This window comes from Pseudogracilibacillus sp. SO30301A (assembly GCF_037072025.1).
In the GTDB taxonomy this organism is placed as follows: Bacteria; Bacillota; Bacilli; order Bacillales; family Amphibacillaceae; genus Pseudogracilibacillus.
Window position 1 is genome coordinate 1 of record NZ_JAXHDD010000045.1, and the last position, 12,395, is coordinate 12,395.

Consider the following 12,395-nt stretch of genomic DNA (forward strand, 5'->3'; position numbering starts at 1 on the left):
TAAGTTAAAATGAAACGTTTTTTAGTAGTTGTTCAAGGTGTGATTAGTGCTAGCAAATATTTTTATGGTTTATCATTTGAATTTGCCCTGTTTTTACGATATTATTTTATAATGGAGATTAAGGATTGGGGGGTTACTCTTTATGAAAAGTCGTTTTGCAATTATATTAGCGGCAGGACAAGGAACTAGAATGAAATCCAAATTATATAAAGTACTTCATCCAATTTTAGGTCGTCCGATGATTCAATATGTTATTGAAGCGCTAAAGCCGACTAAAGTTGAAAAGTTAGTAACCGTTATAGGTCATGGCGCAGAGAAAGTTAAATCAGAAATAGGAAATGATAGTCAATTTGTATTACAGGAAGAACAACTTGGTACAGCCCACGCTGTTATGCAAGCTGAAAAGATATTAGAAAATAAATCCGGTACAACAATAGTAGTTTGTGGAGATACACCTTTAATAACGGCGGAAACTTTTGATAAATTGTTTGAATATCATGAACGTTCAGGAGCAAAAGCTACAGTCCTTACAACTAATATTACTGACCCTACCGGATACGGACGAGTAATCCGTGGCGAGTCAGGAGATGTGGAAAGGATTGTTGAGCATAAAGATGCAAGTGATGAAGAAAAAAAGGTCAAAGAGATAAATACAGGAACATATTGTTTTGATAATGAAGCTTTATTTTCCGCTTTAAAGAAAGTAAATAATGACAATGCTCAACAGGAATATTATTTACCAGATGTAATTGAAATTTTAAAATCACAAAATGAAAAAGTATCTGCATTTATCACGGAAGACGATAAAGAAACAATCGGGATAAATGATCGTATTGCTTTATCACATGCTGAAAATATAATGAAAATTCGGATAAATGAAATGCATCTTAAAAATGGCGTTACCATTATGGATCCAACTAATACATACATTGACCCTAATGTTACAATAGAACCAGATGTTGTAGTATATCCTGGTTCGATGTTAATGGGAGATACTCATATTGGAACGAATACCATTATTGGGCCGAACACTGAAATAGAAAATTGTACAATTGGTCAAGATACTGTTATTAAACAAAGTGTTTTGAAAGATAGTAACATAGGAAGAGAAGCTAATATTGGACCGTTTGCTCATATCCGTCCAGAGACTACAGTCGGAAATGAAGTAAGAATAGGGAATTTTGTTGAACTTAAAAAATCTGTCATTGGTGACAATACAAAAATACCACATTTAAGTTATATTGGTGATGCTAACCTTGGGAATGGTATCAATATTGGGTGTGGCACGATCACGGTCAACTATGACGGTAAAGAAAAACATGTAACAACTATTGAAGATAATGCATTTATAGGCTGTAACTCAAATTTAGTTGCGCCTGTTACAATAAAAAAAGGTTCTTACGTAGCGGCGGGATCAACGATTACAAATGATGTGCCTGTAGATTCTTTAGCTATTGCAAGATCCAGACAAACAAATAAAAAAGGCTATGCTGCTAAAATGAAAAAATAATTTTACTGGAGGGCTTCATTCATGTCATCAGGGTATAACGATAAATCTTTGCAATTATTTACGCTTAATTCTAATAAAAAATTGGCTGAGGCGATTGCAAAGCATATCGGTGTTCCTTTAGGGGAATGTAGTGTATCAAAGTTCAGTGACGGTGAAACGCAAATTAATATTGAGGAAAGTGTTCGTGGATGCGATGTTTATGTAATCCAGTCGTTGTCTGAACCTGTAAATGAGAATCTTATGGAACTATTGATTTTGACAGATGCATTAAAACGCGCATCTGCTAGAACAATAAATATTGTACTTCCTTATTACGGATATGCTAGACAAGACCGTAAAGCGCGCTCAAGAGAACCAATTACTGCGAAATTGGTCGCAAACTTATTAGAAACAACAGGTGCAGATCGTGTTTTAACATTGGATTTACATGCGCCGCAAATTCAAGGCTTTTTTGATGTACCAATTGATCATTTACAGGGAGTACCGATATTGTCAGAGTATATTAAGGAGAAAAACCTGGATGATATTGTTGTTGTATCACCTGATCATGGTGGAGTTATTCGAGCTAGAAGAATGGCAGATCGTTTGAAAGCCCCTATTGGTATAATTGATAAACGTCGCCCAAAACCAAATGTTGCAGAAGTGATGAATATTATTGGAGATATTGAAGGAAAAACAGCTATTATCATCGATGATATTATTGACACAGCAGGAACAATACAGCTAGCAGCAGACGCTTTGGTTGAAAAGGGAGCAAAAGCAGTTTATGCTTGTGCTACCCACCCCGTTCTCTCAGGACCTGCTATTGAACGAATGGAGAATTCGCGTATTGAGGAACTCGTTGTAACAAATACAATCGAACTACCTGAATACAAGAAAATCAACAAAATTACGCAATTATCAGTTGCTCCCCTCATTGGAGAAGCAATTGTTCGGATACATGAAAATAAATCAGTAAGTATTTTATTTGATTAAAATTATTAATTTGGAGGAAAAAGGAATGGCTATAAGTTTAAAGGCAAAAAATCGTGATAACTTTACTAGAGCAACAACTAATCAATTGAGAAGAGAAGGATTTGTCCCTGCTGTAGTATACGGGAAAGGCAAAGATACGAAAACAGTTAGTGTAGATAATGTCGAGTTAATGAAAACGGTTCGCGATGAAGGAAGAAACGCCATAATTTCATTGGATATCGAAAATGGTGATTCAGTTGATGTCATGTTACATGAGTATCAAACAGACCCTGTTAAAGGTGAAGTAATTCATGTCGATTTTTACGTAGTAGATATGAAAGAAGAAATGGATGTTGAGGTTGCCCTTCGTTTGGAAGGTGAAGCTGCTGGTACTAAAGATGGTGGAGTTTTACAACAGCCATTATACGAATTACAAGTTCGTGCAAAACCAAGAGATATTCCAGATGAAATTACTGCAGACGTGTCTAATTTAGGAATTGGTGATACTTTAGCTGTTAGCGACTTACCAGCTTCAGATAAATATGAATTTTTAGATGACCCAGAAACAACTGTTGCAGTTGTATTAGCGCCTGAAACTGAAGAAGAAACTAAGGAAGATGTTGATTTTAGTGCTGAGCCTGAATTAGTAGGTGCAGATGAGGAGAAAGAAAGCGAAGAAGAGTAATTTCTTTGGCAGATAAGAAAGTATAAAACTTTCCTACTGCAAAAGAGAAACTAAGGCTTTCGCCAAAGCTTGGCGATAAGCCAAGTTTTCTAAGGTTAATAATGTATGTAGTAACCCTCTTAATAAGAGAATTCTTGTTAGGAGGGCTTATTATATTACAGAAGATAGAGGGTAATAAAAATGAAATGTATAATTGGTTTAGGTAATCCAGGAAAAAAATATGAAAATACACGTCATAATATTGGGTTTATCGTGTTGGATGAATTAAGTCGACAGCATGCTTTTCGTTTTGATAAAAATAAATTTAAGTGCTTGTACCATATTGGTTTTATCCAAAATCAAAAGGTATTATTCATTAAACCACAGACATTTATGAATCTTTCCGGCGAGGGAGTAAGACCTTTACTGGACTACTACAATGTAGATTATGAAAATGCGCTTGTTATCTATGATGATTTAGACCTACCAACGGGTAAAATACGCTTGCGGGAAAAAGGTGGACATGGAGGCCATAATGGAATCAGATCGTTAATTGAACATTTAGGAACAAAGGAATTTAAAAGACTAAGAATAGGTATAGGAAGACCAGTAGACACCACGCCGATTGTTAATTATGTTCTTAAACCTTTTTCAAAACATGAAGAAAAAGAAGTATCATCTGCAATCGATGAATCAGTAAAAGCATGTGACATGTGGATGAATCAATCATTTACCGAAGTGATGAATGCATATAATAAATAAGTAATCTCTTCTTTCATAATGAATAAAATTACCTGATAAGGATAAACTTTAGTATGTATACTATCGTTTTGATATCAGGAGGTTGACAATTCATGTCTATTGTTTATAAATGTAGACATTGTGGGCATACAATAGGAAAAATAGAACAACAAATTGTAACTACATCGATGTTAGGCTGGGATCAATTAACCCCACAAGATAAGCAAAGAATGATACAATATAAAGAAAATGGAGATGTCCATATAATATCAATATGTGAGAATTGTGAGGATTCACTTGGACAACATCCTGATTACTATGAATTGGAGTATTTTCTACAATAGATAATAGCGCATGAAAGGCTTTGGTAGTGAACCAAAGCATTTTTGCGCTTTTTCTGCTGACTGTTACGATCAGCTTCATATAAAACAGGAATGCTAGATTATTTAAAAGGAAATAGGACATAATATGGGGGTTTTACGAATGAAGGAGATTTATCACTTTTTAAAAGATAAGGAAGATATACATTCAATTATTGATGGAATATCAAGCGGATTAAAAGAACAACTTGTTGCAGGCTTAACCGGAACTGCAAGAAGCTTATTCATTTCGACGATTAATCAAGCTCATAACAAGAAAACATTAATTATTACACACCAACTTATCCATGCACAAAATCTATATGACGATTTAATTGAATTTTCTAAAAACCCCAATATATTTTTATACCCAGTTAATGAATTAATTGCTTCGGAAATGGCAATTGCTAGTCCAGAACTTAAAGCTGAACGGATTAGATCACTAACTAATTGGCTTCAAGAAGATTCAGCTATTTTAATAGCACCGATTGCAGCATTAAAACGAATATTGCCTCCTGAAAGTTATTTGAAAAAGTATCAACTATCATTTACAGAGGCAGGGATTATACCTATTGATGAATATATTGCAACTTTAGTTGATATGGGGTATGAAAGAGTTGAAATGGTTACTGCTCCAGCTGAATTTAGTGTTCGCGGTGGAATCATTGATATTTATCCGGTAACAGAGCAGCACCCGATTCGAATTGAACTTTTTGATGACGAAATAGATTCTATACGTTACTTTGATGCTGATTCACAGCGGTCATTAGATCGTCTAACGGAAATATCAGTTGGGCCGGCAAAAGAATTGTTATTGTCGAAAGAAGATAAGTTAAAAGGCGCCGAACGTTTAGAGAAGTCTTTGGCTACTACATTGAAAAAAATGAAAGCATCAAAGGAAAAAGAGGCGATAATTCAGTCGGTTGAACATGATATCAGTCAATTAAAAGATGCAGAAGATTTTCAAGATATGTACAAATATAGTGAATTTTATTATGAAGATCTTAATAGTTTGTTAGATTATCTCCCGAATGATGGACTTATTATCTGCGATGAGATGAGCAGAATTCAAGAATCTGCGCAAAATTTAGATAAAGAAGAGTCGGAATTCATCCAATCTTTATTGGAACAATCTAAAGTATTACCAAACACGAAGTTTTCTTTTGATTGGAACCAATTAAGAGAGAAAATGACGAAGCAACGAATTTATATGTCCGTATTTTTAAGACACATCCCAAACACACAACCGGAGAATATCGTAAATTTATCTACTCGGGTGATGCAAGAGTTTCACGGACAAATGCCACTGTTTAAAAATGAACTAATGAGATGGAAGAAGGGCGATTATTCTATCGTAATTTTAACTGAAAATATTCGACGTGCTGAAAAAGTACAATCTATTCTGCATGATTACGGAATGGAAATCCCAATAAAAGAAAGCATTAAATTACCTGCAAATACACCGATGATTTCAGTTGGAAATATTAGTGCAGGAATGGAGTTGCCTTTACATCGACTTGCAATCATAACTGAAAATGAGTTATTTAAGAAAAAACAAAGTCGTCCCCGAAAAAGACAAGCAATTTCTAACGCTGAAAGAATAAAAAATTATCAGGAGTTAAAGATTGGGGACTATGTTGTTCATCGAAACCACGGCATAGGAAAGTTTATAGGTGTTGAAACATTACAAGTAAATAACTTGCATAAAGATTATATGCTCATAAAGTATTCTGGCGATGACAAACTTTATGTTCCAATTGATCAGATTGACCTTGTGCAAAAATATGTTGGCTCAGAAGGGAAAGAACCTAGGCTTTATAAATTGGGTGGAACGGAATGGGCGAAAGTAAAAAGGAAAGTTCAATCGACAGTTGAAGATATAGCAGATGATTTAATTAAATTATATGCAGAAAGACAAGCACAAAAAGGATATGCATTTGAAAAGGACACGGAATTACAACAAGAGTTTGAACATGCTTTTCAATACCAGGAAACGGAAGATCAAATTAGATGTGTAGAAGAAATAAAAAAAGATATGGAAGCTTCAAGACCAATGGATAGGCTTCTATGTGGAGATGTAGGTTACGGGAAAACGGAAGTTGCTATCCGTGCTATTTTTAAAGCAGTTATCGAAGGAAAACAAGCGGCCGTTTTAGTTCCAACAACTATCCTTGCCCAACAACATTTTCAAACAATGCAAGAAAGATTTCAAGACTTTGCAATTAATATAGGTTTACTTAGTCGTTTTCGAACTAGAAAACAACAAAACGAGACATTAAAAGGTCTAAAAAATGGTACAATCGATGTTATTATTGGGACACATCGATTACTTTCAAACGACGTTGTCTACAAAGATTTAGGTTTATTGGTTGTCGATGAAGAGCAGCGTTTTGGTGTGAAACATAAAGAAAAAATTAAACAAATCAAAACGAATGTGGATGTCTTGACATTAACGGCAACCCCAATTCCACGGACATTGCATATGTCGATGTTAGGAATTCGTGATTTATCTGTTATTGAAACACCACCGGAAAACAGATTTCCTGTTCAAACATATGTAATAGAACATAATTTAGCTTTCATTAGAGAAGCAATTGAGCGAGAAATCGCCAGAGGAGGACAAGTGTTTCTACTATTTAATCGGGTTGATAATATTGAAAAAGTTGCCCGTGAAATTGACCAGTTAGTTGAAACGGCAAAAATTTCTGTTGCTCATGGTCAAATGAACGAAACAGAACTTGAAAATGTTATGTTCGGCTTCTTGGAAGGAGAAAGTGATGTTTTAGTTAGTACGACAATTATTGAAACAGGTGTTGATATTCCAAACGTAAATACGTTAATTGTGTATGATGCTGATCGAATGGGATTAAGTCAATTGTATCAATTACGAGGCCGAGTTGGTAGGTCAAATCGAGTTGCTTACGCCTATTTTACGTACCGAAAAGATAAGGTTCTCTCAGAAGTTGCAGAAAAGCGTCTCCAAGCAATTAAAGAATTTACTGAATTGGGTTCAGGTTTTAAAATTGCCATGCGTGATTTATCGATTCGTGGGGCAGGGAACTTACTCGGAGCGCAGCAGCATGGATTTATCGATTCGGTTGGATTTGATTTGTATTCACAAATGTTAAAAGAAGCAATCGACTCACGTAAAACTGGAAAGCAAGTCGAAGCGGTTAAACCATTTAATCCCGAGTTGAACTTAACGGTAGATGCTTATATTCCCGAGGCTTATATTGAAGATGAGAAACAAAAGATTGATATGTATAAACGGTTCCATAGTTTTGAATCGATGGAACAAATTGATGATTTAAAAGAAGAAATAGTGGATCGATTTGGTGATTATCCGGATGAGGTAGAAAAATTATTTCTCATCTCTTATTTGAAAATGGTCTCGAAAATACAACGGATAGAATCAATAACAGAGAAGGGTAAAAGAACAGAATTGATCGTTGAGGAAGAAAGAAGTCAACAAATTGATGGCTCTAAGCTCTTCCAGTTAGCGAATGACTTTGGCAGAAATGTGCAATTAGGTACAGTAGGTAATCAGTTAAAGATTATTTTTAAATGGAAAAATGAATCCGTAAAAGAAAGATACGAGCAAATTGGAACTTTTATTGAAAAATTAAAGGACGTATTCCAGGATGATGTTGGTGAAAAGAGTAACAAATCCTTGGAGGCTAAGGAAGGATAAAAGTGAAACCGAAGTTGTTAATAAATGGACAGTGGATAAAATAACAAAAAATATGTAAGAAATGTATAGTTCCTTAATGTTGATTCATACTAAAAGCAACACTGGTGTTATTTACACTATATGAAAAGAAGTACTAAATTAAGTTTTTAATTACTTATTAGTTCTTTTGCTAGTGGCAAATACAACATACAGAATGTGAGGTTTGTAAAAGTATGAAAGCAACAGGAATAGTTCGACGTATCGATGATCTTGGAAGGGTTGTAATTCCAAAAGAAATTAGACGTACATTACGTATTAGAGAAGGGGATCCATTAGAAATATTTGTTGCAAGAGAGGGTGAAGTTATTTTAAAGAAATATTCACCGATTAATGAACTGGGACATTTTGCTTTAGAATATGCGGATGCACTATACGATTCCATGCACTACCCAGTGTTAATTTGTGACAGAGATGAAATAATTGCTGTCAGTGGAGATTCAAAAAAAGACTACTTAAATAAAAGTATTGGTGCAGACATCGAAGAGGCAATCGAAAAGCGTTCTAATCATTTAGAAACAGAAAAAAGTACTGTGGAAATAGTACGTGGGAATGACGAAGATGTTGACTCATATGCGCTAAGCACGATAATCGCAAATGGCGACCCAATTGGTTCTGTTATTATACTTTCCAAAAATGGTGAGACTTTGACGGATGTGCAACAAAAAGTTGCAGAAACTGCAGCTAATTTTCTTGGAAAACAGATGGAGTAACTAAAAAAATTATTAAAAACAAGGTGAACGTTTACCTTGTTTATTTTTTTGACTTGAAAACATTAATCCAAGATCACTATGTTATAATGGAAGTTGCTTATTAAATCAAGTTTTATCTAATAAAATAAGCTAAAAAGATTAATGTGTTTTGCAGTAACGACTTACATGATAGAAGTATATTGTGCAGTAGTGAAAGTTTAAAAACTAGTAACAACTTTGTTGATTTCCGCCTCCGGGCAGTTCGCGCATCCTTAGGCACGGCTTCAGCCCTCCTCGGAAGAAAACCGCTTCCTGCGGGGTCTTTAGACACGTGCTTTTCCCGCAGGAGTCGACTGCCCTCCGGCTCCAATCAACCATTATAATAGTAGTATCAAACGGTGCAGAGTTGTTACTATGCACATCACAGCGAAGGAAATACACGGAGACTCCTACGGGAGGAAAGGCCTCGGTGACACTACGCAGGAGCGAAGCGACGAGGAGGCTCATCAGCGCTCCTGGAAAGCGGAGTGTATTTCCGCAGCGGTATTTACATCGCAACTTTGTTTGATATTTACAAAGAAAATTACTCAGTTACTGCACAGTTTATGGAAGCTGCTATAAGAAGCAAAAATTTTATGGTACGGTACGTAAGATTTATAAAACGTTTAATTAGATCAGGTAGGATATTAATGGAGACAATGACAAACAAGGTAGTAAAGGGTGCTGTGGTTTTAACAGTTGCAGGCTTAATTAGTAAAGTGTTAAGTGCCTTGTACCGAATACCCCTACAAAATTTAACTGGAGATTTAGGTTTTTATATTTATCAACAGGTTTACCCTATTATTGGAACTGTCATCATTCTAACTCTTTACGGTTTTCCTGTTGCTATTTCCAGATTGACAGCGGAATCCATACAGGAAAATAAGCCGATGACATTTACACATTTTTATTTTCCGTTGTTTATAATCTTATGGGTTATTAATTTATTCTTTTTTACTTTCGTTTATTTCGCTTCACCGATTATTGCTGATATGATAGGGGATAAGCAACTGGAAAAAGCATTTCAGTTGGCGGCATTTTTATTTTTACTTATCCCTTTTCTAGCTTTAATGCGTGGAGTACTTCAAGGTCATGAAGAAATGAAGCAAACAGCTTATTCGCAAGTTATCGAACAAGTTTTTCGTGTAACCATAATCGTCACTGTAGCTTATTTTATTTTTACGGGAAGACTGGAATTATATCGAATTGGTGAAGCGGGTGTCCTTGCTACGATGCTGGGGATGATCGTTGCAATCCTATATTTAAGTATAATCTATTGGAAAAGATATAAAAGAAAAGAAGTAATGAAAGATGTTCTTATTCCGTGGCGTTATTATTTTTATGTATGTTTGTCTATCGGTTTTGTTGCATCATTAAACCATATGATTCTACTGCTTATCCAATTTGCAGATGTACTAACTTTAGTTCCAAATTTGGTAGAATACGGATTATCGCCGGTTCAAGCGATGGAGACGAAAGGAATATTCGATCGTGCACAACCACTTATCCAATTCGGTATCGTTTTTGGCTCGTCGTTTGCGTTAGCTCTAGTTCCTGCAGTAGTTCGGGAAAAAGATAAACAAAGAGAAAAACATATGTATCCTTTCATTCAAGAGGCGATCGCTGTTAGTTTATATATTGCATTTGGAGCCACAGTAGGTTTAATTATTTTATTACCTGAAACAAATATTTTATTGTTTACGAATACAGATGGGACAAGAAGTATACAGATAATGGTACTCTCTATATTGCTTACGTCCATTACAATCACTGCGTGTGCAGTTTTACAAGGTATAAATCATATTAAGCAACCGATCATCTGGATTGCTCTTGCATTTTTTATAAAATTGGTTCTAAATGAATTACTCGTTCCCGTATGGGGTATTGAAGGAAGTGCAATAGCTACAGTCATCAGTTTAGTTTTACTATGTTTATTGATTCTCTCTACGCTTCATAAGAAACTCCCCGGAGTTTCGCTATTTAAACTTGTGAAATGGAAAGCATTCTTTATTGCTAATAGTGGAATGACCGTTTATTTACTTTTAGTCAAATTCTTATTTACTACGATGGGGGAATTATCGCGGTTGCAAATGGCTTTTTACGTCTTATTTCTTGTTTGTTCAGGTGCTTTCATCTATTTATTAATTTTATTAAGATATCAAGCTTTTACAAAAAATCAGTTACAAGCACTCCCTTTCTCAAGTAAAATAATGCAGCTTGAACGATTCGTGGGGAGGAAATTAGATCGTTAACAAACCGCTTGGAGGTCAGAAATGGGTAAACATATTAAAGTTGTTGGTTTAGGTGCCGGAGACATTGAACAGCTACCACTAGGGATATATCGAACATTATTAACTAGTAATTTGCCGATATTTACAAGAACAGTAGATCATCCTGTCATCAAAACTTTGCAAGAAGAAGGAGTAGGGTTTTATGGCTTCGATGCGTACTATGAAGAATCGGATGACTTTCAGACAGTCTATGAAACAATTGTTCAAAAGTTATTAGACGAAACGAAACATCAGTCAATTATTTATACGGTACCAGGGCATCCGATGCTTGCGGAAAAAACGGTACAGCTCTTACTTTCTGAAAAAGATGTAGAAGTGAAAATAGAAGGTGGACAAAGTTTTCTTGATGATCTATTTACTGCTTTGAAGATTGACCCAATTGATGGCTTTCAGTTCGTTGATGCAACAGCTTTTCAAAGAGATGAATTAAATTACAAGCAGCACCTGATTTTTTGCCAAGTATATGACAGATTTATTGCATCCGAAGTAAAGCTTGTGCTTTTAGAAGACGTAAAGCCTGAGCATGAAGTAGTAGTTATAGAAGCTGTAGGAACAAAACAAGAAAAAATACAAAAATATCCTGTAAAAGAATTAGATCGTACGGTAACCTTGAGTAATTTAACTACTGTTTATGTTCCACCAAGTTCTGAAGAACAATTACGACATCAGTTTTCTACATTACGCAATGTAATTCGTACTCTTAGGGGGTCAAATGGTTGTCCTTGGGATAAAAAGCAGACACATGAAACATTAAGACAATATGTTATAGAAGAAGTGTATGAATTAATTGATGCGATTAATCGCGAAGACGATGAGGGAATTGTCGAGGAATTAGGAGATGTACTGCTACAAGTAATGTTACATAGTCAAATCGGAGAAGATAATGGATATTTTTCCATTGATGATGTAATTAAAAGCATAACGGAGAAAATGATTCATCGCCATCCACATGTATTTGGTACTGGCTCTACTCATAAAAGTTGGGAAGAATTAAAGAGCGAAGAAAAACAGGAACGAAGTGGAGAATTTTTATTAGACTCTGTTGTGCGCCATGCTCCTTCACTTGAAGTTGCTTATCAGCTGCAAAAAAAAGCAGCACGTGTAGGATTTGATTGGTCAAATGTAGAAGATGTATGGGAGAAGTTATTTGAAGAAGTCGAGGAGTTTAAACAAGCACAAAAAGAGGATAATCACAGTGAAATGGAGAAAGAGTTAGGTGACGTTTTATTTGTAATGGCAAATTTGAGTAGATTTTATAAAATAAATCCAGAAATAGCTTTAGGAAGAACAAACGAGAAGTTTATTTTTAGATTTAATGAAATTGAAAAAGAAGTAAAATTAGCTGGAAAGTCATTGGAGCAAATGTCGTTGGCTGATCTTGATCAGCTTTGGAATGAAGCGAAGAAAAAGGAGTGATT

9 protein-coding genes are annotated in these 12,395 nt (G+C 35.2%); all 9 read left to right on the plus strand.

Features of this window, described 5'->3' with window-relative positions; genetic code table 11:
• The first annotated feature begins 142 nt into the window (after positions 1–142).
• The 9 genes from glmU to mazG all read left to right on the plus strand — a co-directional run bounded on the left by glmU (position 143) and on the right by mazG (position 12,393).
• A complete protein-coding gene (glmU, locus tag SPD89_RS16965) occupies positions 143–1,510 on the plus strand; it encodes a bifunctional UDP-N-acetylglucosamine diphosphorylase/glucosamine-1-phosphate N-acetyltransferase GlmU (protein ID WP_336263134.1) in 1,368 nt (455 codons plus the stop codon).
• A 21-nt stretch (positions 1,511–1,531) separates the two neighbouring features.
• A complete protein-coding gene (locus tag SPD89_RS16970; RefSeq protein ID WP_336263135.1) occupies positions 1,532–2,485 on the plus strand; it encodes a ribose-phosphate diphosphokinase in 954 nt (317 codons plus the stop codon).
• 25 nt (positions 2,486–2,510) lie between these two features.
• Positions 2,511–3,149: a 50S ribosomal protein L25/general stress protein Ctc gene (locus SPD89_RS16975; protein WP_336263136.1), complete on the plus strand. Its 639-nt coding sequence runs from the start codon at positions 2,511–2,513 to the stop codon at positions 3,147–3,149.
• 180 nt (positions 3,150–3,329) lie between these two features.
• Entirely contained in the window at positions 3,330–3,890 is a 561-nt protein-coding gene (pth, locus tag SPD89_RS16980) for an aminoacyl-tRNA hydrolase (RefSeq protein WP_336263137.1), read from the plus strand.
• Positions 3,891–3,982: 92 nt separating this feature from the next.
• Positions 3,983–4,213, plus strand: coding sequence for an anti-sigma-F factor Fin family protein (locus tag SPD89_RS16985; protein ID WP_336263138.1), 231 nt, complete (start codon positions 3,983–3,985; stop codon positions 4,211–4,213).
• Between the two features lie 139 nt (positions 4,214–4,352).
• Entirely contained in the window at positions 4,353–7,919 is a 3,567-nt protein-coding gene (gene mfd / locus SPD89_RS16990) for a transcription-repair coupling factor (protein ID WP_336263139.1), read from the plus strand.
• Between the two features lie 212 nt (positions 7,920–8,131).
• Entirely contained in the window at positions 8,132–8,668 is a 537-nt protein-coding gene (spoVT, locus tag SPD89_RS16995; protein WP_336263140.1) for a stage V sporulation protein T, read from the plus strand.
• Positions 8,669–9,336: 668 nt separating this feature from the next.
• Positions 9,337–10,938: a putative polysaccharide biosynthesis protein gene (locus SPD89_RS17000; RefSeq protein ID WP_336263141.1), complete on the plus strand. Its 1,602-nt coding sequence runs from the start codon at positions 9,337–9,339 to the stop codon at positions 10,936–10,938.
• Positions 10,939–10,959: 21 nt separating this feature from the next.
• Positions 10,960–12,393, plus strand: coding sequence for a nucleoside triphosphate pyrophosphohydrolase (gene mazG / locus SPD89_RS17005; protein ID WP_336263142.1), 1,434 nt, complete (start codon positions 10,960–10,962; stop codon positions 12,391–12,393).
• Positions 12,394–12,395 lie beyond the last annotated feature (2 nt).